Source organism: Achromobacter sp. T5-5, from assembly GCF_055397965.1.
Map to the genome: position 1 here is coordinate 4852517 of NZ_AP027919.1, position 21692 is coordinate 4874208.

Consider the following 21692-nt stretch of genomic DNA (forward strand, 5'->3'; position numbering starts at 1 on the left):
AAAGGCGGTTTTCGGGATGCGCTGCGCGTGTGGACCACATGAAAGCAAGTCGGGCACTACAACGCCCTTCCCGCCGGTGGACCACACGGCACTCCAGAAACCGCCCTGATTCCGGGTTGGCCGAGGTCATCTCGGGCAACCAGGACGATATAGGCTGAGCTTACTGCTTACCGTGCGAATTGATGTAGTCAATCGCTTGTTGCACGGTCGTGATCTTTTCGGCCTCTTCGTCGGGGATCTCGGTCTCGAATTCGTCTTCGAGAGCCATGACCAGTTCGACCATGTCGAGCGAATCGGCACCGAGGTCGTCAAGGAAGGAGGACTCGTTCTTGATCTCGGCTTCGTTGACGCCAAGTTGTTCAGCGACGATCTTCTTGACGCGCTGTTCGATGCTTTCCATGCAGATCTCCAATTGGGGAAAAATCCCGCGAATTATAGCCAAGCGCGGAGTGATGCAACGCCTGACCGTGACAAAAATAACACCGCGCATGCGTTCTGTCGCCGAGAGCGGCGCAGGAAGACCCATGTACGGCGTTTCCGGAGAATCGCGCGGCGCCTGGCCGGTTGCCCCGCCGCGACGCGCGATTCGTGACTTATTGCATGTACATCCCGCCGTTGACGTGCAGGGTGGTGCCGGTAATGTAACCCGCCTGCGGCCCGGACAAAAAGGCCACGGCATGAGCAATATCAGACGGCGAACCCAGACGGCCCAGCGGAATCTGCTGCAGCAGCGCCGCAGTCTGGTTTTCGCCCAGTGCGCGCGTCATGTCGGTGTCGATGAAGCCCGGGGCCACGCAGTTCACGGTGATGTTGCGGCTGCCGAGCTCACGCGCCAGCGCGCGCGACATGCCCGCCACGCCGGCCTTGGCGGCCGCGTAATTGGCCTGGCCGGCATTGCCGCTGGAACCCACCACCGAGGTGACATTGATGATGCGTCCCCAACGGGCTTTCATCATGCTGCGCAACACCGCGCGCGACAGGCGGAAGACCGAGGCCAGATTGGTGTCGATGACTGCGGACCAGTCGTCGTCCTTCATGCGCATCGCCAGCGTATCACGGGTGATCCCGGCGTTATTGACGAGGATGTGGGGACCGCCGCCTTCCTTGCCCAGCGCGTCGATCAACGCATCGCAGGCCGCGGCGTCGGTCACGTCGAGCACCACGCCCCGGCCGCCGAACGGCGCCAGCGCTTCCGTGATGCCGGCGGCGCCCGATTCGGACGTGGCGGTGCCGACGACCGTTGCGCCGCGCGCCGCCAGTTCAAGGGCGATGGCCCGGCCAATGCCGCGGGTGGCGCCGGTCACCAGCGCGATCTTGCCCTGCAATTCGGTCGAGGTATTGTCCATGTGTTCAGTTTCCGTTGACGGCGGCCAATGCCGCGTCCAGCGAAGCGGGATCGGTGATGGCCAGGCCGGTGAGTTCCGGGTCGATGCGCTTGGTCAGGCCGGCGAGCACCTTGCCCGGACCGCATTCGATGACGTGCGTGACGCCTTGCGCCTTCATGGCGCGCAGGGTTTCGACCCAGCGGACAGGATGCCATGCCTGGCGCACCAACGCATCCCGGATTGCCCCGGGTTCGGTGGGCGACGCGACGTCGACGTTGTTGATGACCTGCACCTGCGGCGCATTCACCGTCACACCGGCGAGCGCGGCCGCCAGGACGTCCGCGGCCGGCTTGAGCAGGCTGGAGTGGAACGGCGCGGAAACCGGCAGCAGCAAGGCGCGCTTGGCGCCCGCGGCCTTGGCCAATTCGCAGGCGCGCTCGACCGCAGCCTTGGTCCCGGCAATGACGACCTGGGCCGGGGCATTGAAGTTCACGGCCTCGACCACCTCGTCCTGCGCGGCCTGGGCGCACGCGGCGCGCACGGCATCGTCGTCCAGCCCCAGGATCGCGGCCATGGCGCCCGTGCCGACGGGCACGGCGGCCTGCATGGCGTCGGCGCGCACACGAACCAGGCGCACGGCATCTTCCAGCGACAACGAACCCGCGGCGGTCAGCGCGGCGTATTCGCCCAGGCTGTGGCCCGCCACGACGTCAGGCTTGCGGCCACCCGCCGCGCACCAGGCGTTGTAGAACGCAACGCCGGCGGTCAGCATGGCCGGTTGGGTGTTGGTGGTCAGGTTGAGCTGATCCGCGGGACCCTGCGCGATCAGCGCGCCCAGGTCCTGTCCCAGGGCCTGCGAGGCCCGCGACACGGTGTCGGTGACCGCCGCCACGCCGGACCAGGCGTCCAGCATGCCGACAGCCTGCGAACCTTGGCCAGGAAAGACAAAAGCGATTTTCATGATTGAGCGTGTGGATTGATTCAGTGTCTGTGTGAGATGCAGGCTGAAATGCCAGGCGTGCTCTCCGGCCGGCAGCGGCACGCAGGCCGCCGCGACCAGGGCCGCGCCCTTACATGCGGACCAGTACCGAGCCCCAGGTGAATCCGCCGCCCACGCCTTGCATCAGGATGAGCTGACCCGGCTTGACGCGGCCGTCGCGGCGCGCGGCGTCGAGCGCAAGCGGCACGCTGGCCGCGGACGTATTGGCGTGGCTGTCGACCGTGATGACGACCTTCTCGACCGGCACATCCAGCTTGCGTGCCAGGAAATTCAGGATGCGCACGTTGGCCTGATGCGGGATCAGCCAATCGACATCCGAAACGGTGACGCCGGCTTCGGCGCACGTGTCGCGCGCGGAACGGTCCAGCACGGTGACGGCCTGCTTGAAGACGGCCTGGCCGTCCATGCGCAGGAAGGGATCGCCCGTCACGTCGCCGTAGGCCACGTTGCCAGCGGCGCTGAGGATCTTCATCTGGCTGCCGTCGGCGTGCAGTTGTGCGGCCATGATGCCAGGCTTGTCCGACGCCTTGAGTACGACGGCGCCCGCGCCGTCGCCAAACAGCACGCAGGTGCTGCGGTCATTCCAGTCCAGGATGCGCGAGAACACCTCGGCGCCGATCACCAGCGCGCAGCGCGCGCGGCCCGCCCGGATGAAGCTGTCGGCAGTGGTGAGCGCGTAGACGAAGCCGCTGCACACGGCCTGCACGTCGAACGCGGCCGACCCCTTGGCGCCGATGTTGGCCTGCACCAGGCAGGCCGTGCTGGGAAACACGAAATCGGGGGTGGACGTGGCCACGATGACGAGATCGATTTCGGAAGCGTCGACGCCTGCATCGGCCAGCGCAAGGCGAGATGCCTCGGTGGCCAACTGGCTGGTGGTCACGCCACGCTCGGCCAGATGGCGCTGACGGATGCCCGTGCGCTCGACAATCCATTCGTCGGAGGTGGCGATGTCGCGCGTCGCCAGTTCCGCAGCCAGTTCGTCATTCGAAACCACGCGTTCCGGCAGGAAGCTGCCGGTGCCCGCGATCACGGAATATTTCATTGCGGTATCCATCAAGCGGTGTCCCCAGCCACGTTAGGCGACGCCGCCGATGGGCGATCGCCGGATTGAACGCGCTTGGTAATTTGGGCGACCGTCTGAGCGGTGCGCTCCAGCAGTTTACTCACTACGGCTTCGCGGGCGCGCTGCAAGGCAAAACCGAAGGCGTAAACGTCCGCGGAGCCGTGGCTCTTGATGACCACGCCGCGCAGGCCCAGCAAGGCTGCGCCGTTGTAGCGGCGGTTGTCGACGCGGTTGCGCAGGCGGTTCAGCACCGGCTTGGCCACAGCGCCGGCGATCAGCGTGATCAGATTGCGTTTGAACTCTTCGCGAATGATGCTGGACAGCATCTTCGCCAAGCCCTCGACGGACTTGAGCACGACGTTGCCGACAAAGCCGTCGCAGACGACGACGTCGACCGTGCCCTTGAAGATGTCATTGCCTTCGACGTTGCCGTAGAAGTTCAGCGGGCTGCCGCGCAGGAGCTCGGCGGCTTCCTTGACGACTTCGTTGCCCTTGATGACTTCTTCGCCAATGTTGAGCAAACCCACCGTGGGATTGTCGCGATGGTCCACCGCCTGCGACAGCGCGGCGCCCATGATGGCGAATTGCAGCAGGTGCTCGGCCGTGCAGTCCACGTTCGCCCCCAGGTCCAGCACCGTGGTGGCGCGGCCCGTCTGGTTCGGAATGGACGTGGCGATGGCCGGGCGGTCGATGCCGTCCAGCGTCTTGAGCACGTAGCGGGAAATGGCCATCCAGGCGCCGGTATTGCCCGCGGAAACGCAGGCGTCCGCCCGCCCATCCTTGACGGACTGGGCAGCGAGGCGCATGGAGGAGTCTTTTTTGCGGCGCAGGGCGACCTCGACCGGGTCGTCCATGGTGACGACTTCGGAAGCCGCCACGATCTCAATGCGATCGCGCGCCACGTTGCGGTGCTCGGAGAGCGCCGCTTCGATAGCGTCGGGAAGCCCGACCAGCAACAGCCGGGTATCCGGAAATTGCCGGGCGAACTCGATCGCAGCCGGAATCGTGACGGGCAGACCGAAGTCTCCGCCCATACAGTCTATGGCGATGCGTATCACGGGTGCCAGGTATCAGCGCTCAGCCGAAATGGTCCGAGTACGAGTTCGGCCCGGGGGCCTTATTCGTCGGCCTTGGTCTTCAGGACCTTGCGGCCACGGTAGAAGCCGTTGGGGCTGATGTGGTGACGCAGGTGCGTTTCACCGGTGTTCGGTTCGATGGCGGTCGACGGGGCCACCAGAAAATCGTGCGAACGGTGCATACCGCGCTTGGAGGGGGACTTCTTGTTTTGTTGAACGGCCATGATGACTCCTAGAAACGGGGCGCATTGTACGCGATGCGGCCCGATGTTGATCTCAATCTTTGTGCTTCAGTTGTTCCAGCACCGCAAACGGCGACGGACGCTTGACAGCGGGCTCCTCTTCAAGAGCTTCGCTGGCCTTGGCCTGCGCGCCCGGGCATACATCATGCTTGGGCACATACGGAATGCTCAGAATGAGCTCATCTTCGATCTGGGCCAACAGATCAAAATGATGCGACCCCACCACCTTTTCAGGCAGGGAGGCCACCGAATCCTTTCCTACGCCGTCGTCGTCCTCGTCGTCGTCACCGTCGCCTTGTTCAGCAACGGAATAGCCATCGTCGAGGTCGTCTTCGGATTTGACCAGTTGCAGCACCACTTCGCTGTCGATCGGGTACGCAAACGGCGCATTGCACCGCTGGCATATGACGACCGGATTGGCCTGCACGTGCAGGCGCAGAAGCGGCTGACCCATCACCAGGCCGGTCTTGCCTTCGTCGCCTTGCACGGACCAGGTCACAAGACCCGCTTCGCCCGCAGGCTGCTCGGGCAAACCATCCACCACGCGTGCAAGCCGCACCAAGGCAATGGATCCCTGCGCCGTCTTGCGCATGCGGGCAAACGCAAACGCATCGATGGGTTTCATGACGGCATCCCTGGCGCCTGCTGACGCAGCCGCGGTCGCCTTCATACCCGCATTCATGCCCGCATCCATACCCGCAGTCACACCTTTCTTAGCACCTGCCGATCCGCCCGCGCGGCGACTATCGTCGCCAGGCTTTCCCTTGGGTGTCATGTTGATGTTCCTGCAAAAATGCCGCAAAACGTTAGATAATACTGTGACTTACGTATCATCGTCAAATGCCGAATGCCCCAGAAGCCTAGTCTGATCCTCGCGTCCAGCTCGCCCTACCGCAAAGAATTGCTGTCGCGGCTGCGCCTGCCCTTTATCGCGATTTCGCCCGATGTCGACGAAACGCCACAACCCGGCGAAGCGCCCGAGGCGCTGGCCTTGCGGCTGTCTGTCGCCAAGGCCATGGCCGTGGCGGCCAGGCAACCGGGCAGCATCGTGATCGGGTCGGATCAGGTGGCCACGGTGGACGGCGCGCCCATCGGCAAGCCGGGCGATTTTCTGCGGGCACAGGCACAGTTGCGCGCCCTGTCGGGCCAACTGGTGGAGTTTCACAGCGCCCTGGCGGTAACGGACGGCCAACGAGTGGAAAAGGCCGACATCATTACCCGCTGCCGGTTCCGCCAGCTGCCGGACCGCGCCATCGACGCCTATCTGCGCGCCGAGGAACCTTACGATACCGCAGGCAGCGCCAAGGCGGAAAGCCTGGGCATTGCCCTGATGGAAAGCATCCAGAGCGACGACCCCACCGCCATCATAGGCCTGCCCCTGATCGAATTGACGCGCATGCTGGCCATTTTCGGACTGGATCCGCTCGACGCCCCCGGAGCGCCCGCATGAGCGGCGCCCTGCACCTGATCCCCGTCAGCCTGGGCGACGCACCTCCCGAACGCTGGCTGCCCGCGGACGTGCGCGCCCTCGCCGGCAGGCTGGACACGTATATCGCCGAAAACGCCAAGACGGCCCGCGCCTTCCTCAAGCTTATCGGCACCTCCCGGCCACTGCAGGAAATCACCATCCACACCCTGACCGACAAGGCCGACGCCGCGCAGATCAAGGCGTGGCTCGAACCCGTGAAGCAAGGCGCCGAGATCGGCCTGGTGTCCGAGGCCGGATGCCCCGCCGTCGCGGACCCCGGCGCCAAGGTGGTCGACGCGGCCCACCGCCTGGGAATCACCGTCAAGCCGTGGGTGGGCCCGTCGTCCATTCTCCTGGGTCTCATGGCCAGCGGCCTGGACGGCCAGCGATTCGCCTTCCACGGGTACGCGCCGGTGGATCCGGCCGAACGCGCCAAGCAGTTGCGCGCCTGGGAGCAGCACTCCGCCCGCCACAACCAGACCCAGTTGCTGATCGAGACCCCCTATCGCAACGCCGCCATGTTCGCGACGCTGGTGGCCACCCTGAAGGGCGACACCAAGCTGTGCGTGGCGCGCTCGGTGACGACCGACGACGAATGGGTCGTGACGCACACGGTGGCCGACTGGAAAAAGTTGCCCGCGCCGCAACTGGACAAGCTGCCCACGCTGTTCCTTTACCTGGCCCGCTGACATGATCCGCCTGATCTGCACGCTGCTGGCCGCGGCGGCCCTGGCGGGTTGCGCCTCGCGGGGTCCCGCCGGACTCGACCTGGACACCTCGATCACCGCCGTCAGCCAGAGCAGCCGGGTGCGCGCCGTCGTCGTGCACTACACGACCGTGGACGACGCCAAATCGCTGCACCTGCTTTCCCAAGGCAAGGTCAGCGCCCACTATCTGCTGGACCTGGACGGACGCGCCTACCGCCTGGTCGATGAAAGCCGCGCCGCGTGGCATGCCGGAGCGAGTTCCTGGTACGGCAATATCGCGATGAACAGCACGTCGATTGGCATCGAGATCGTCAATCCGGGCTGGACGGAGGGCGAGGACGGCAAGCGCGTCTGGCATCCTTACGACGCGCGCCAGGTGCGCGCGCTGACGATTCTGCTGCGCGACATCATCCAGCGCCACGGGATCGCCGCCGAGAACGTCGTGGGCCACAGCGACATCGCGCCGCAGCGCAAGGTGGACCCCGGCCCGCTCTTTCCCTGGAAGGCGCTGGCGGACGCCGGCATCGGCCGCTGGTACAACGAAGCCGGCGCCGCCGAGCACCTGGCTCGCCTGCAAGCCGAAGGCACACCGGACGTGGCGTGGTTCCAGAAGCAATTGCAGCGGCTAGGCTACGCCTGTCCGCAACACGGCACGCTGGATCGCGAAACCATCAATACGCTGGCGGCATTCCAGATGCACTACCGCCCTGCCCTGCACGATGGCCAGCCGGACGCTGAGACCGCCGCCATCATGCTGTCCATGTTGTGACGACCCGCGGCGCCCGCTAAGGCCGGCGCCGCCACCAAGCCACCACGCGCCAGCCCAGCAACACCGCCAGGACCGCGCCGTATATCGCCGGCTGCGTCAGGTCGTTCTTGCCGGCCTTGTGCCACCAGTAATGCAGGATGACCAGCAAGCCGATGGCGTAAATGGCCCGGTGCAGGGTCTGCCAACGCTTTCCCATCCTGCGCATCGCCCACTGCGTGGAGGTTGCGGCCAGGGCCGTCATCAGCACGAACGCCGAAAATCCCACCATGATGAAGGGGCGTTCACCGATGTCGCGCACCATTCCCACCGGATCGAACCCCCGATCCCACCAGACCCACGCCATGAAATGCATGGCCGCGTAAAAAAACGCGAAGAGGCCGCACATGCGCCGCACGCGCACCAGCGCGGGCTGTCCGAGCAGGCGCCGCAGCGGCGTGATCGCCAGGGTGACCAGCAGGCACACCAGGGCCCACGTGCCGGACGAACGGGTCAGGAATTCAACGGGGTTGGCCGTCAGGCCGTTGTTCAGACCCAGCCAGATCCAGCGCGCAAAAGGCGCCAGGCCCAGCAAGAAAAGCAGCGGCTTGAAGCGCGCAACCGTCTTGGCCGACAGTTGCGCCTTGCCCGACACCGGGGCAGAAGCCGCGCGAGGAGCGCCGACGGACATGGGGAGCCTCAGTAATTGGCCTTCAGGTCCATGCCCTGATAGAGCGACGCCACCTGATCGCCATAGCCATTGAACATCAAGGTCTTGCGCTTGGGGCTGAACAACCCGTCCTCGCCGATCCGGCGTTCAGTCGCCTGGCTCCAGCGAGGATGAGCGACGTTGGGGTTCACATTGGCGTAGAAGCCGTACTCTTGCGGCGCGGACTTCACCCACGAGGTCATCGGCTGCTTTTCGACGAGCCGGATCTTGACGAGCGACTTGCCCGATTTGAAGCCGTATTTCCAGGGCACGGCCAGCCGCAGCGGCGCGCCGTTCTGGTTGGGCAACACGCGCCCATAGACGCCGAACACCAGCATGGCCAGCGGATGCATCGCCTCATCGATACGCAGCCCCTCCACATAGGGCCACTCCAGGATGGCGGCCCGCACACCCGGCATGTTTTCGCGCTGCACGGCGGTGACGAACTCGACGTATTTGGCGTTGCCGTTGGGCTCGACCTGCTTGAGCACTTCGGACAGCGAATAGCCCACCCAGGGGATGACCATCGACCAGCCTTCGACGCAACGCAGGCGATACACCCGGTCTTCCATCGGGGCCAGCTTGAGCAGCTCTTCGATCGTGAAGGTGCGCGGCTTGTTGACCTCGCCTTCGACGCTGACGGTCCAGGGACGTGTCTGCAACTTGCCGGCATTGGCCGCCGGATCGTCCTTATTTACGCCGAACTCGTAGTAATTGTTGTAGGAGGTGACGTCCGACAGGGACGTCTGCTTGTCCATCACGCTGAAGGCGGGATTGGCCTTGCCCGGCAATGCGCCCGCCTCCTGCGCATGGGCTGCGCGCGTGGCCCATCCCGGCAACCCGACGGCGGCAGCGGCAGCGCCGGCCCGGAGCATCAGCTCGCGGCGCGACCGCCACACGGCCTCGGAGGTGATCTCGGAAGAAAGAAGGTCGTCTGGCTTGCGTATCAGCATCGTAGTCTCCGGGAAGGCGCAGGCGCCCTGAGCGCGCCCCGCGCCCTTCATGGACGCTGGACGAGCCTATGTTATTCCGCGGCGCCCGCCCACAAAACGAGAAGAACGAGAAGAACGAGAAGAACGGGAGGCGCCTTTCCGATAGACCGGCCTGCAGGGCCGACGTTCCGCGGCCACTGGACGCGCTTTGGAGCTAGGCGCCCGCGCCCACGCGCGGCAGCAGCCATTCGCGCATCAGCGGCACGCTGTCGAACACGGCTTGCGGGGCACATCCCTGAAGTTCCTTCAGGGTATGAGCGCCGTACGTCACGCCCAGGCCATGCACCCCCGCATTGCAGGCCATCTGCAAGTCGTGCGAGGTGTCGCCCACCATGACGACCCCGGCCGGATCCACGTCCAGCTCCTGCATCAGCTCGTGCAACATCGCCGGATGCGGCTTGCTGAAGGTTTCGTCGGCGGTACGGGTGGCGTCGAACAGCGGCCCCAGGCCCGTGGCCGCGAGCGCCCGGGTCAGCCCGACCCGGCTCTTGCCGGTGGCGACTGCCAGGCGCACGTTCTGGCCGGCAAGTTCGGTCAACAGCTCGGGAATGCCTTCGAACAGGCGCAGCTCGGGATCGCGCAACAGGTAATGCGTGCGGTAGCGCTCCAGAAAACGCGGGAGCATGGCCTGCGTCAGTTCCGGGACGGCGCGGCGCAAGGCGCTTTCGAGGGACAGACCGATGACCCAGCTCGCCTCGGACGCGGACGGCACCGCCAGCTCCAGGTCGCGGCAGGCGCCCTGGATGGCGGCCACGATGCTGTGGGTGGAATCCATCAAGGTGCCATCCCAGTCAAAGACGACCAGCGAATACGACATATCAGACCGACTCCAGTGATTTCAGTATGTTCCGGCAAGCGGGCGGCAGCTCGGCGGTAAGGGTCATGACCTCGCCCGTGAGCGGATGAGGGAAGGTGAGACTGTGGGCGTGCAGGAACATGCGATTGAAGCCCTGCCGCGCGAACCGGGCCCGCACCTCGTCGTGGCCGTATTTGTCGTCCCCGACGATGGGAAAGCCGCTGGCCGCCAGGTGGACGCGGATCTGGTGGGTACGGCCGGTGCGCAACTCGGCGTCGACCAGACTGTAACCGCCAAACCGCTGTTTCAGCGTGACGATGGTGTGCGCCGTCTGCCCGTCCGGATCCACCTTGACGCGGCGCTCGCCCGATTGGGTGGTCCACTTGGCCAGCGACAGCTTGATGTGCTGGCGATCGTTGACCCAATCGCCCTCGACCAGCGCAAAGTAATGCTTGTCGCTCCTGCCCTCGCGCAGCATGGCGTGCAGGGCCAGCAGCGCGCTGCGCTTCTTGGCGACCATGAGCAGCCCGGAGGTCTCGCGGTCGAGCCGGTGCACCAATTCCAGGAACTTGGCCTGCGGGCGAGCGGCGCGCAATTGTTCGATCACGCCGAACGACACCCCGCTGCCGCCGTGGACGGCCACGCCGGCGGGCTTGTCCACGACCAGCATCGCGTCGTCCTCGAACACGATGGGGAATTCGGCGGCCGGCACGGGCCTGGGCTTGCCCGGATCGGGCAGGCGCAGCGGCGGAATGCGCACGACATCCCCTTCTTCCACCCGGTAGTCGACCTGGATGCGTCCCTTGTTGACGCGCACCTCGCCGCCGCGGATGGCCTTGTAGATGTGCGTCTTGGGCACCCCCTTGCACAAGCGCATGAGGAAGTTGTCCAGACGCTGGCCGGCGTGCTCGGCGCCCACTTCGACCATCCGGACGGCGGGCGCTGCTTTTGAGGCGAATTCAGGGGAGGAAGTTTCTTTGCGCATTGCGGAAAGCGACATATAATCGGGACAGCCTTAAGGGGCTGAACAAGCCGCCTGGCGTAGAGATGCAACCAACACGCAACTCCGTCGAGCGCGCGGGCCGCCATTGTACTGCCTGCTCATTCAACCCCTGGGTCTCTTGGTCGCCGGCGCAACCGAGCCCTGCGGGATAGTGGTGTGGCATTCATCTTGCCCGCTTTCCCGGCAGGTCCGTTGCATGCCGCAAGCGGCTCTGAAGCACTGCAAGAATCGTCGCATATTTAAAGCACCAGCTGCGTGTAGGCAACCAATCCGACCGCAGCTGCCGTTCCCAGCACACTCCGTCAAACCACATTCAGTGAAGCTGACCCTCCTGCTGAAAGAACCCCGTGCCCCACGGCACGACGTGCCCGCCTGACCCGCGGCGGATACGCCTGGGCGCCGCCCAGGTACGGTCCGCAACTTCTTGCCCGCTTCAGCCGCAGCCCGAGTGGCCCGAGGTCACGCGCCGATATCGGCGCGTCATGACAACGGAGAAACCCTCTCATGAAGCGCATGCTGTTCAATGCGACGCATCAGGAAGAATTACGCGTCGCTATCGTCGATGGGCAAAAACTCATCGACCTCGACATCGAGACTGCCGGCCGCGAACAACGCAAAGGCAACATCTACAAAGGTGTCATCACCCGGATCGAACCCGGCCTTGAAGCCTGCTTCGTCAATTACGGCGAGGACCGCCACGGCTTTCTGCCTTTCAAGGAAGTTGCCCGCAGCTTCTTCAAGGAAGGCGTGGATGTGCGCACCGCCCGCATCCAGGACGCCCTGCGCGAAGGCCAGGAACTGATCGTCCAGGTCGAAAAGGAAGAACGCGGCAACAAGGGCGCAGCCCTCACCACGTTCATCTCGCTGGCCGGCCGCTATCTGGTCCTTATGCCCAACAACCCCCGTGGCGGCGGTGTTTCGCGCCGCGTCGAGGGCGAGGACCGCCAGGAACTGCGCGACACGATGGAACAGCTCGACCTGCCCCAGGGCATGAGCATCATCGCCCGCACCGCAGGCATCGGCCGCAACGTCGAAGAACTCCAGTGGGACCTGTCCTACCTGTTGCAGCTCTGGACCGCCATCGACGGCGCCGCGCGCGACAATGCCGCGCCCATCCTGATCTACCTCGAATCCAGCCTCGTCATCCGCGCCATCCGCGATTATTTCTCGCCCGAGATCGGCGAGATCCTGATCGACACGGACGAGATCGCCGACCAGGCCACCGCCTTCATGAGCGTGGTGATGCCGGACAACGTCCAGCGCGTCAAACGCTACCGTGACGACATCCCCCTCTTCTCGCGCTTCCAGATCGAACACCAGATCGAGACGGCCTATTCGCGCACGGTGCAATTGCCCTCGGGCGGCGCCATCGTGATCGACCACACCGAAGCGCTGGTTTCCGTCGACGTCAACTCGGCCCGCTCCACCCGCGGCGCCGACATCGAGGAAACCGCGCTGCGCACCAACTCGGAAGCGGCCGACGAAGTGGCCCGGCAGTTGCGCCTGCGCGACCTGGGTGGCCTGATCGTCATCGACTTCATCGACATGGAAGACAGCAAGAACCAGCGCGCCGTCGAACAGCGCCTGCGTGATGCCCTCCATTTCGACCGCGCCCGCGTCCAGATGGGCAAGATCTCGCGTTTCGGCCTGATGGAGCTGTCGCGCCAGCGCCTGCGTCCGGCCCTGAACGAAGGCTCGCACATCACCTGCCCGCGCTGCAACGGCACCGGCGTGATCCGCGATGCCGAGTCCAGCGCCCTGCACGTCCTGCGCCTGCTGCAGGAAGAGGCCATGAAGGAAAACACCGCGGCGGTCCACGCCCAGGTGCCCGTCGACGTGGCCACGTACCTCTTGAACGAAAAGCGTGCCGACATCACCAAGATGGAAGCGCGCCTGAAGGTCAACCTGATGCTGATCCCCAACAAGCATCTGGAAACGCCGCACCATCACATCGAGCGCCTGCGCCACGACGATCCGCGCCTGGAAGAAGTGAAGACCAGCTTCGAGCTGGTCGAAGCCCCGGCCACCGACGCCCCCTGGCAGCCGCGCGAAAGCGAAATCAAGTCGCGTCCGGAAGCCCTGGTCAAGGGCATCACGCCGTCGCAGCCTGCTCCGGTCTCGACCCCCGCCGCACCGGCCGCGGCCCCCGCCGCGCCCGCCACGGGCGCCGGTCTGGGCGGCCTGTTCAAGCGTCTGGTCGGCTGGCTGACCGGCGGTTCCGAACCCGCCAAGCCCGCGCCCGCCCCCGCCGAAGAAACCGCCAAGCGTGCCGCCCCCACCCGCGGCAAGGGCCGCGGCAGCCATGACGGCCAGGAGCGCCGAGGCGAACGCCACGGTTCCGACCGCAACCGCAACCGTCGCGGCGAAGCGCGCGGCGAAGGCGCCGAGGGCACGGAAGGCGCACGTCACCACGTGCGCGGCAACCGCCGCTCCGACGCCGAACGCGGCGAGCGCCAAGGTCGCGGTGAAGCCCGCGGCGAGCGCGATACGCAATCCGCCACGCAAGCCGCCCTGGCATCGAGCCGTCCGGATCAGGCACCCGAGCTCAACGGTGAAGACACCGGTGCCGGCCGCAACCGCCGCCGTGGCCGTGGCCGCAACCGCCGCGAGGAAGGCCAGGCCGACGCGCCGATGAGCGAACAGGAAAGCATGGTCGCCGCTTTGGCCCAGACGGTCGCCACCGCGCTGCCCGACGCCCGATCTGAACAGCAGCCCGCCGCCGAAGCCAACCTGGACGCCGACGCCGTCGAGCAGTCCGCCGATGGCCTGCAGGGTGAAGGCGCCGAAGGCGCGGCCGATCCCGAACGCAAGCGCCGCCGCCGCCGCAGCCGCCGTGGCCGCCGCAGCCAGGAAGAAGCAGGCGTGGCCGGCAGCGACGAGCTGCTGGAAGACGGCACGGACGAAGCCGGCGAACCGCAGGCCGACGGCGTCGTTGCCGAGCCCGCGCAACCGGCTGCCGCCCAGACCGTAGCCGCCCCCGCGCAGCAGGTTCAAGCCGCTCCGGCCGCACAGCCCGAGCAGGCCGCCGCGCAACCCGCACCGGTGCAGGAAGCTGCTCCCGTGCAGGAAGCCGCGTCCGGCCAGGTCGAAACCGCCAAGCCCGAGTCCGAGTCCGCGCAGGTCGTTGCCGAGCCGGTGACGCAGCCCGAGGCCGAGCCCGTCGCCCAGCCCGTGCAGACGGCGCCGCGTGAAGCCGCCCAGCCCGTCGCCGTGGCGCCCGCCAGCGAAGTTTCCGTTGCCGCCGAACCGGTGCAAGCCCCCGTGGAAGCGCCCGCCGTGGAACCCGTGGTCGAAGCGCCCGTCGCCGCCCCCGCACCGGCAGCAGCTCCCGCGGCAGCCCCGGTCGCCGCCCCGGCGCCCGCACCGTCGGCCCCGGCCAGCGCGCAGCCCATCGTGGTGCCTGCCGCTGCCCCGGCCGCCAAGGCGCAGGCCCTGCACGACGTGGTTAATGCCGCCGGCCTGCAGTGGGTGGAAACCGATCCGGAACGCCACGCGCAGACCCAGCAGCGCATCGCCGCTTCGTACGCGCCGGTCCGCCTGGGCCGCGAGCGCAAGCCGGTGACGCCCGTCTCGAACGAGCCGCTGGTCCAGGTCGAAACCCGCCACTAAACGGCAAGCCCGCAAGGGCTTGGCCTGACAAGGCGCAACACCCCGCACGCCGGATTCGAATCCGGACTGCGGGGTGTTTTTCATGGTACGGGCGGATTCACGGGGGCCGCGCCGCGCCCTCGGGAAGGGAGCTTAGGCCCCGTCGCCCTACGCGCGGCGCGCAAGCGGATTCAAGGCCCTGCCCGCCTCCTCCACAAAGGCCTCGGCGAGCGCCGAATGCGGCATGTGCCGCGCCCACAGAATGCCCATCCGGCGCAGGGGCGCACGCCCGGGCAGCAGCACGCGCTTGACGCGGCGGCTGTCGAGCCAGTCCGGCGCCCAGTCCGGCACCAGCGACACGCCCAGGCCCTCGGAGACCATGCAGGCAATGCCCATGAGGCCATCGACCTCCAGCCGCTCGCGCGGCGCGATGCCATGCTGGCGCAGGTATTGGTCGGCCAGGCGGCCGCCCCAGACGTTGCGGTCGTAGCGGATGAAGGGTTGCGTGCGCATCAGTTCGTGGGCGTCGTTCCCCGGCGTGCCGGGCGGCGCAAGAACGACCAGCGGCTCCTCGGTCAACAGCTTCCAGGCGTAGCCCTTGGACAGGTTGAATTGCGGCTTGACGATGAACGCCGCGTCGAGGTCCCCGTTGATCACCCGGTGGTACAGGTGATTGGAGGTGCCCGGCTCCATGAAGACCGCCAGCTTGGGCAGCCGGCGGTACAGGCGGGCCAGCACGATGGGCATGATGCCCGTCAGCCCCGATGCCGAGACCCCCAGGCGCAGCTCGCCCAGCGGCGCATCGTCCGCGGCGCTGGCCCGCAGGTCGCGTACTTCGCGCAGGACGCCGCGGGCGCGTTCCAGCACTTTCAGGCCGGCTTCGGTCGCCTTGACGCTGCGCCCCACGCGCTTGACCAGCGTGGCGCCCAGTTCCTCCTCCAGCGTGCGCACGCGCGCCGCGATGGCGGCGGGCGTCAGGTCGAGCCGCCGCGCCGCCTCGGCCAGCGAACCGCATTCGACCACCGACACAAAGCTCTGCACATATCGCGTATCCACCGTCTCCCCCTTGTCGATGCGTGGCTTGACCGATGGCAAACCACAATAATTTTATGGATTGAACCCATTAAACAGCAGATGTTTGCAGGCCGGATCAATGCCAGAATCGGGGATCGCAGCCGCGCGGCCGCGGCGCGTTTCTTCCCCCAACCGATAACGAGTAGAGACATGACGACCCCTGCCCGCATTCCCGGCGTTTTTTCCCCGGTGCTGACACCGTTCGATGAGCGCCATCGTCCGGCATTGGGCCGCTACGTGAAGCATTGCCGCTGGCTGCGCGAGCAGTCCGTCGGACTGGCCATATTTGGGACCAATTCCGAGGCGAATTCGCTGTCCCTGGCCGAAAAGCACACCCTGCTGGACGCGCTGCTCGACGCGGGCGTGGAACCGTCGGCGCTGATGCCCGGCACGGGCGCGTGCGCGCTGCCGGACGCCATTGCGCTCACCCAGCATGCGGTGCGCAGCGGCAGCATGGGCGTGCTGGTGCTGCCGCCCTTCTACTACAAAGGCGTCAGCGACGAAGGTCTTTTCCGCTACTACGCCGGACTGATCGAGGGCGTGGGCGACGACGCGCTGCGCATGTACCTGTACCACATCCCGCCCGTCAGCCAGGTGCCCCTCAGCCTGGATCTCATCGACCGCCTGCTGGACCGCTACCCCGGCATCGTCGCGGGCGTGAAGGACAGCGGCGGCGATTGGGCCAACACGGCGGCGATGATCGAACGCTTTGCGCCGTGCGGCTTCCAGGTCTATGCGGGCAGCGAGGCATTCCTGCTGCAGACGCTGCGCGCGGGCGGCGTGGGCTGCATCACGGCGACCGGCAACGTCAATCCGGGCCCCATCGTCGCGCTGCAGCAGCGCTGGCAGGACGCGGATGCGGACGAGCGCCAGGCGGGCCTGAACGCCACGCGCAACGTGTTCCAGCAATTTCCCATGATTCCCGCCATGAAGGCCGCCATCGCCTGGAAATCGGGCGACGCCGCGTGGGCCACGGTGCGCGCGCCGCTCGTCGAGCTGAACGCCGCGCAGACCGATGCCCTGAAGGCTGCGCTTCAGGCCAACGGCTTTGACATGCCCGGCGCGGCCGCGCTGGCCGACGCCTGATCGCTGCCTGATCGCTGTCTGATTCCTGCCCGCGAAGCGCGGACGGTCCCGCTTGACCGTCCGCGCCGGCGCGGTCCGCGCCATGCGGATCAGCTCACGACACCAATGTTCCAGGGCACGAACTCGTGGTCCCCCAGTCCCAGCAATTCGCTCTTGCTGCGGGCGCCCGAGGCCACGCGCAGGATCTCTTCGAAGATCCGCTGCGCCACCTCTTGCAGCGTGGCGGTGCCGTCCAGGATCTGGCCGCAATTGACGTCCATGTCCTCGGTCAGGCGCTCGAACATCGGCGTATTGGTCGCGAGCTTGATCGAAGGCACCGGCTTGGCGCCGAACATCGAGCCGCGGCCGGTGGTAAAACAGATCATGTTCGCGCCGCCCGCGATCTGCCCCGTCGCCGACACGGGATCAAAGCCCGGCGTGTCCATGAACACCATGCCCGGCTGCCGGACGGGCTCTGCGTAGCGATACACCTCCATCAAGCCCGTCGTGCCGCCCTTCATCGAGGAACCCAGCGATTTCTCGAAGATATTGGCCAGACCACCCATCTGATTGCCCGGGCTGACCTTTCCATTGATCTGCACGTCACGGCCCGGCGAGTACTCTTCCTTCCACCAGCGGATGCGCCGCACCAGCTTCTCGCCCACCTCGCGGCTGCGCGCGCGCGAGGTCAGCGTGTGCTCCACCCCATAGATTTCCGGGGTTTCCGACAATATGGCCGTGCCGCCGTGGCGCACCAGGATGTCCATGGCCGCGCCCAGCGCCGGATTCGCGGTGATCGACGAAAACCCGTCCGATCCGCCGCACTGCAGGCCGATCTTCAGATGCCGCGCAGGCACCGGCACACGCTGCACGTCGTTCGCCTGCGGCAGCATGGCCTTCACGGCATCGATGCCCGCTTCGATGGTTTTACGCGTGCCGCCGGTCTCCTGCATGATGAAGGTCCGCAGCCGCGCGCCCGCTTCAAGTCCCTGGTCCTTGAGCAGCGCATCGAGCTGGTTGCGCTCGCAGCCCAGCCCGACGATCAGCACCCCGGCAAAGTTCGCATGACAGGCATAGCCGCCCATCGTGCGCCGGAGCAGGTCCATCGGCTCGCCCGACATTTCCATGCCGCATCCCATGCCATGGCTCAGCGCCACCACGCCATCCACATTGGGATAGGCCGCCATCGCCTCCTGCGTGAACGCCGCGGCAATGCGATGCACCACCGTGGCGGAACAGTTCACGGTGGCCAGGATGCCGATGTAGTTGCGCGTGCCCACCTGCCCGTTGGCGCGCACGATGCCCTGGAATTGCGCCTGTTCGGACTCGGGCAGGATGCGGGTCGGCACGTAATCGCGCGCGTGCGCATAGTCGCGGTCGAACTCCTGGAAGTCCATGTTGTGCGAGTGGACGTAGGTGCCGGCCGGTATGTCCGTGGCGGCAAAGCCGATGCACACGTTGTACTTGAGGATGGGTTCGCCCGCGCGCAGGTCGCGCGCCGCGATCTTGTGCCCGGCCGGGACCTGGCTGCGGCTGACGAGGCCTTCGGCAGGCACGGCCGTGCCGATGCCCAGCGGCACGCGCGCCACCACGACGTTGTCCGCGGAGTGCAGCCGGATGACGGGACCGGCGGCGCGCTTTTCGGTGAAATCGATCATAGATAGTCTCGGGAAGGAAAAATGGGGGCGACCGGCTGCGGGCGACCGGCATCGGGCGACCGGCATCGGGCGACCGGCGTCGGGCGACCGGCTCCGAACGCCCGGCAGGTCCGCCCTACTCGGGCTTGATGCCGATGTCGCGGATCAGCACCGACCAGCGCGGCAGCTCGGCGCCCACGAAGCGGCTGAAGGCGGCCGAATCGCTGCCCACCACCGTGAAACCCTGCTCGCTGAGCTTGGCCTGCATATCGCGCTGGTCCAGCGCGGACCGGATCGAGGTGGAAAGCTTGTCGACCACGGCCTTGGGCGTCTTGGCCGGCGCGAAGACGCCGTACCAGGTCGAGACCTCGAAGTCCTTGAAGCCGGATTCGGCCAGCGTGGGGATCTGGGGCGCCTTGGGGTCGCGTTTCAGGCTGGTGATGGCCAGCGGGCGCAGCTTGCCCGAGCTGATGTGCGGCAGCGCCACCGGCAGGTTCGCGAACATGTAGGGCACATGTCCGCCCAGCACGTCGGCGATCGCGGCCGATTCGCCCTTGTAAGGCACGTGCGTCACCTTGGTGCCCACCATGTGGGCATACAGCTCTCCGGCGATGTGCTGCGGGCCGCCCTGGCCTGAGGAGGCATAGCTGAGCGCGCCGTTGCCGGCCTTCCGGATGTGCTCGGTGAGCTCGCCGACGCTCTTGACGTCGATCAGGGCGGGATTGACCACCAGGATCAACGGCATGGTGACCACTTGCGAGACCGGCGTGAAGTCCTTCTCGGGCGTGAAGGGCAAGGTGGGAAACAAGGACGGCGCGACCACCATGGTGGACTGCGACCCCAGGAACAGCGAATAGCCGTCGGCCGGCGAGCGCGCCACGTTGTCGGCGGCGATCGTGCCCGTGGCGCCGGCGCGGTTCTCGACGACCACCTGCTGCCCCAGGTTTTCGGCCATCTTCGCGCCCACCAGGCGGGCCACGATGTCCGCGCCGCCTCCGGGCGCAAAGCCCACGACCATGCGCAAGGGTTTGTTCGGGAATTCGTCGGCCAGCGCGATGGAGGATGCGGTGCCGAGGGCAATAGCCAGGCCGGCGGCGCCGGCCATGCGCGCCATGCGGCGCGCCTGCATACAGGGGTATTTCATCTGACGTCTCCGTGTGCCGTACTCCCGGGCGCCTGGGCGACCGCGCGGGATGCGGCGATCAGGGCCCTGCGACGGCTCGTTGTGGTTTTGGGTGTCGCCAGGGCATTCTGGGCATAGCACTCCACACCAACAAGTACGTGGAAACGCAGTCAGAACATAATCTTTTTGAGGTGTTGAATCGTCGGGCAGCGCCCCTGCGGCAGGCAGGACAGGAGGCCGGGAAATAGAGCAGACCCCGGCGCAGGGCAAAAAAAACCACCCTGACGGGTGGTTTTGCAGGATCTGCGCGCAGGGCGCCCGCTCAGGCGAGCGCGCCCCGCGTCCATGCAGGCAGCAATCAGAACTGGTACGTGTAGGTAAGCTGCACGACGTCCAGGCCCGGATTCGGACGCTTGATGCTGGCGTTCGAGAAATGCGAATAACGCAGGCCGATGCGGTTGTTCGGGGTGACCAGAAAGCCCAGGCCGACGTGGTCGCCGAACTGGAAGGCCGTGCTGATGTTCTCGTTGGCAAAGCGCGTGCTGGAAAACAGCGTGGCGCCGATACCCGCTTCGATGTAGAAGCGTTCGCCCGTCCACCAGCGGAACATCGGGATGGCGCTGAATTGCCACACGTGGCCCGGCGAGCGGGAACCGTCGGCCTGCCAGTACGAGGCACCGAATTCCGGCGTCAGATCAAGGCGTCCCCAATTGCCGCCGAATTGATAAGTCCAGAGCGAGGCGGTTTCGTAGTTGAGGGTCAGGCGCTTGTAGTGGTCGCCAATGCCGTAGTGCAGGCTCACGCCCCCCTGGGTGCCTTCGGACGACTGGGCGCTCGCGAAGGTGGCAACCCCTGCCAGGGCAAGGCCGGCAAGGCGCGTCAGCATTTTCTTCTTCGTCGACTGCATTGGAATAACTCCATGTGTTTCTGGACTAACGGGAGACCATAGCAAAATCCGGATCAACTGGCGTAGTGCCTGTCGCAATCTGGCAACAAATTGCCATGAAAAAGACTGTTCCGAAAATCGCGTGTTTCAGGCCTGCGACATCGCGCTAGGCGGCCGTAGCAAGCGCCGTTCCCAAGCACCGCGTCGCGCGCAGAAAAATGCCGCCGGAAGCGCGAGGCTGCCGGCGGCATGTGTCACTGGACGGCCCGACCGCTGGGGCCGGGTGTCCAGGCAGCATTCTCAGGCGGTGACCACGTCCGCCGGCTGGTTGGTCAACAGGGCCAGCAGGCGGGCGATTTCCTCGCGCAGTTGGCGGCGGTCGACGACCATGTCGATCGCGCCCTTTTGCAGCAGGAATTCAGCGCGCTGGAAGCCTTCCGGCAGCTTTTCGCGGACGGTCTGCTCGATCACGCGCGGGCCGGCAAAGCCGATCAGCGCCTTGGGCTCCGCGATGACCACGTCGCCCATGAAGGCGAAGCTGGCCGACACGCCGCCCATGGTGGGATCGGTCAGCACGCTGATGAACGGCAGGCCGGCCGCCGACAGGCGGGTCAGCATGGCGTTCGTCTTGGCCATCTGCATCAGCGACAGCAGGCTTTCCTGCATGCGCGCGCCGCCGGAAGCGGCAACGCAGATGAAGGGGGTCTTGTTGTCCAGGGCGGCCTGCGCGCCGCGCGCGAAGCGCTCGCCGACCACCGAACCCATGGAGCCGCCCATGAATTCGAATTCAAAGCAGGCCAGCGTGGCGGGCACGCCGCGGATCGAGCCGCTCATGACCACCAGCGCGTCGGATTCGCCCGTCGCCTTGACGGCCTCTTGCAGGCGCTCGGGATACTTGCGCGTGTCCTTGAACTTCAGCGTGTCGACCGAACGCGTGGTCTGGCCGATTTCCACGCGGCCTTCCATGTCGAGCAGCGAATCGATGCGGGCGCGAGCCCCGATCCGCATGTGGTGGTCGCACTTGGGGCAGACGTGAAGATTGGCTGCCAGGTCTTCGCTATACAGCACCGATTCGCACGACGGGCATTTCACCCACAGGCCTTCGGGAACGCGGCGGGCGCCGCTGTCGCTGGTTTTATTGATGCGAGGAGGCAGGAGTTTATCGATCCAGCTCATTGATTATTCATCCC

At 66.3% G+C, this 21692-nt stretch carries 21 protein-coding genes; 5 read left to right on the top strand and 16 right to left on the bottom strand.

Features of this window, described 5'->3' with window-relative positions; genetic code table 11:
• Nucleotides 1-160: 160 nt before the first annotated feature.
• From acpP to ACZ50Q_RS22050, 7 genes are all read right to left on the bottom strand, one after another.
• Complete coding sequence (gene acpP / locus ACZ50Q_RS22020; protein ID WP_003813816.1) at nucleotides 161-400, bottom strand: acyl carrier protein; 240 nt, start codon at nucleotides 398-400, stop codon at nucleotides 161-163.
• Between the two features lie 193 nt (nucleotides 401-593).
• Entirely contained in the window at nucleotides 594-1346 is a 753-nt protein-coding gene (gene fabG / locus ACZ50Q_RS22025) for a 3-oxoacyl-ACP reductase FabG (RefSeq protein WP_076519383.1), read from the bottom strand.
• Nucleotides 1347-1350: 4 nt separating this feature from the next.
• Complete coding sequence (gene fabD, locus ACZ50Q_RS22030) at nucleotides 1351-2286, bottom strand: ACP S-malonyltransferase (RefSeq protein WP_464079552.1); 936 nt, start codon at nucleotides 2284-2286, stop codon at nucleotides 1351-1353.
• Nucleotides 2287-2395: 109 nt separating this feature from the next.
• The gene (locus ACZ50Q_RS22035; RefSeq protein ID WP_076519381.1) at nucleotides 2396-3382 is read right to left on the bottom strand and encodes a beta-ketoacyl-ACP synthase III; all 987 of its coding nucleotides are present in this window, start codon (nucleotides 3380-3382) and stop codon (nucleotides 2396-2398) included.
• Nucleotides 3382-4449, bottom strand: coding sequence for a phosphate acyltransferase PlsX (gene plsX, locus ACZ50Q_RS22040; protein WP_076519380.1), 1068 nt, complete (start codon nucleotides 4447-4449; stop codon nucleotides 3382-3384). The genes ACZ50Q_RS22035 and plsX overlap by 1 nt, the downstream gene beginning before the upstream one ends.
• Before the next feature lie 59 nt (nucleotides 4450-4508).
• Entirely contained in the window at nucleotides 4509-4691 is a 183-nt protein-coding gene (rpmF, locus tag ACZ50Q_RS22045; RefSeq protein WP_006218037.1) for a 50S ribosomal protein L32, read from the bottom strand.
• 52 nt (nucleotides 4692-4743) lie between these two features.
• Nucleotides 4744-5379 carry a DUF177 domain-containing protein gene (locus ACZ50Q_RS22050; RefSeq protein WP_083714267.1) on the bottom strand — a complete coding sequence of 212 codons (636 nt, stop codon included), beginning with the start codon at nucleotides 5377-5379 and terminating at the stop codon, nucleotides 4744-4746.
• Between the two features lie 177 nt (nucleotides 5380-5556).
• Between ACZ50Q_RS22050 and ACZ50Q_RS22055 the strand changes: the two genes are divergently transcribed.
• Genes ACZ50Q_RS22055 through ACZ50Q_RS22065 form a run of 3 tightly spaced genes read left to right on the top strand, consistent with a single transcriptional unit; the run spans nucleotide 5557 to nucleotide 7653 of the window.
• Nucleotides 5557-6159 carry a Maf-like protein gene (locus ACZ50Q_RS22055; RefSeq protein WP_092577825.1) on the top strand — a complete coding sequence of 201 codons (603 nt, stop codon included), beginning with the start codon at nucleotides 5557-5559 and terminating at the stop codon, nucleotides 6157-6159.
• Nucleotides 6156-6866 (top strand): SAM-dependent methyltransferase, encoded by a 711-nt coding sequence (locus ACZ50Q_RS22060; protein WP_464079553.1) that lies wholly within the window; start codon nucleotides 6156-6158, stop codon nucleotides 6864-6866. The genes ACZ50Q_RS22055 and ACZ50Q_RS22060 overlap by 4 nt, the downstream gene beginning before the upstream one ends.
• 1 nt (nucleotide 6867) lies before the next feature.
• Nucleotides 6868-7653, top strand: coding sequence for an N-acetylmuramoyl-L-alanine amidase (locus tag ACZ50Q_RS22065; RefSeq protein ID WP_464079554.1), 786 nt, complete (start codon nucleotides 6868-6870; stop codon nucleotides 7651-7653).
• Between the two features lie 16 nt (nucleotides 7654-7669).
• Here ACZ50Q_RS22065 and msrQ read toward each other — a convergent pair whose 3' ends face one another.
• The 4 genes from msrQ to ACZ50Q_RS22085 all read right to left on the bottom strand — a co-directional run bounded on the left by msrQ (nucleotide 7670) and on the right by ACZ50Q_RS22085 (nucleotide 11111).
• Nucleotides 7670-8320 carry a protein-methionine-sulfoxide reductase heme-binding subunit MsrQ gene (gene msrQ / locus ACZ50Q_RS22070; protein WP_464079555.1) on the bottom strand — a complete coding sequence of 217 codons (651 nt, stop codon included), beginning with the start codon at nucleotides 8318-8320 and terminating at the stop codon, nucleotides 7670-7672.
• A gap of 8 nt (nucleotides 8321-8328) precedes the next feature.
• A complete protein-coding gene (msrP, locus tag ACZ50Q_RS22075) occupies nucleotides 8329-9291 on the bottom strand; it encodes a protein-methionine-sulfoxide reductase catalytic subunit MsrP (protein WP_092577814.1) in 963 nt (320 codons plus the stop codon).
• 193 nt (nucleotides 9292-9484) lie between these two features.
• Nucleotides 9485-10147 (bottom strand): HAD family hydrolase, encoded by a 663-nt coding sequence (locus tag ACZ50Q_RS22080; RefSeq protein WP_464079556.1) that lies wholly within the window; start codon nucleotides 10145-10147, stop codon nucleotides 9485-9487.
• A 1-nt stretch (nucleotide 10148) separates the two neighbouring features.
• Nucleotides 10149-11111, bottom strand: coding sequence for an RluA family pseudouridine synthase (locus ACZ50Q_RS22085; protein ID WP_369825571.1), 963 nt, complete (start codon nucleotides 11109-11111; stop codon nucleotides 10149-10151).
• Nucleotides 11112-11633: 522 nt separating this feature from the next.
• Here ACZ50Q_RS22085 and ACZ50Q_RS22090 point away from each other — a divergent pair.
• Entirely contained in the window at nucleotides 11634-14738 is a 3105-nt protein-coding gene (locus tag ACZ50Q_RS22090; protein ID WP_464079557.1) for an Rne/Rng family ribonuclease, read from the top strand.
• Between the two features lie 147 nt (nucleotides 14739-14885).
• Here ACZ50Q_RS22090 and ACZ50Q_RS22095 read toward each other — a convergent pair whose 3' ends face one another.
• Nucleotides 14886-15773 (bottom strand): LysR family transcriptional regulator, encoded by an 888-nt coding sequence (locus ACZ50Q_RS22095; protein WP_092577805.1) that lies wholly within the window; start codon nucleotides 15771-15773, stop codon nucleotides 14886-14888.
• 168 nt (nucleotides 15774-15941) lie between these two features.
• Here ACZ50Q_RS22095 and ACZ50Q_RS22100 point away from each other — a divergent pair, with 168 nt between their 5' ends.
• Nucleotides 15942-16877 (top strand): dihydrodipicolinate synthase family protein, encoded by a 936-nt coding sequence (locus ACZ50Q_RS22100; protein ID WP_464079558.1) that lies wholly within the window; start codon nucleotides 15942-15944, stop codon nucleotides 16875-16877.
• 89 nt (nucleotides 16878-16966) lie between these two features.
• Here the strand turns inward: ACZ50Q_RS22100 and ACZ50Q_RS22105 are convergent, their stop codons facing one another.
• From ACZ50Q_RS22105 to accD, 4 genes are all read right to left on the bottom strand, one after another.
• On the bottom strand, nucleotides 16967-18514 hold the full coding sequence (locus ACZ50Q_RS22105; protein WP_076519368.1) for a UxaA family hydrolase: 1548 nt from the start codon (nucleotides 18512-18514) through the stop codon (nucleotides 16967-16969).
• A gap of 115 nt (nucleotides 18515-18629) precedes the next feature.
• Entirely contained in the window at nucleotides 18630-19637 is a 1008-nt protein-coding gene (locus tag ACZ50Q_RS22110) for a Bug family tripartite tricarboxylate transporter substrate binding protein (RefSeq protein ID WP_464079559.1), read from the bottom strand.
• A 337-nt stretch (nucleotides 19638-19974) separates the two neighbouring features.
• The gene (locus ACZ50Q_RS22115) at nucleotides 19975-20523 is read right to left on the bottom strand and encodes an acyloxyacyl hydrolase (RefSeq protein ID WP_464079560.1); all 549 of its coding nucleotides are present in this window, start codon (nucleotides 20521-20523) and stop codon (nucleotides 19975-19977) included.
• Nucleotides 20524-20802: 279 nt separating this feature from the next.
• Nucleotides 20803-21678, bottom strand: a complete 876-nt coding sequence (gene accD, locus ACZ50Q_RS22120) for an acetyl-CoA carboxylase, carboxyltransferase subunit beta (protein ID WP_056321862.1) — start codon at nucleotides 21676-21678, stop codon at nucleotides 20803-20805.
• Between the last annotated feature and the right edge of the window lie 14 nt (nucleotides 21679-21692).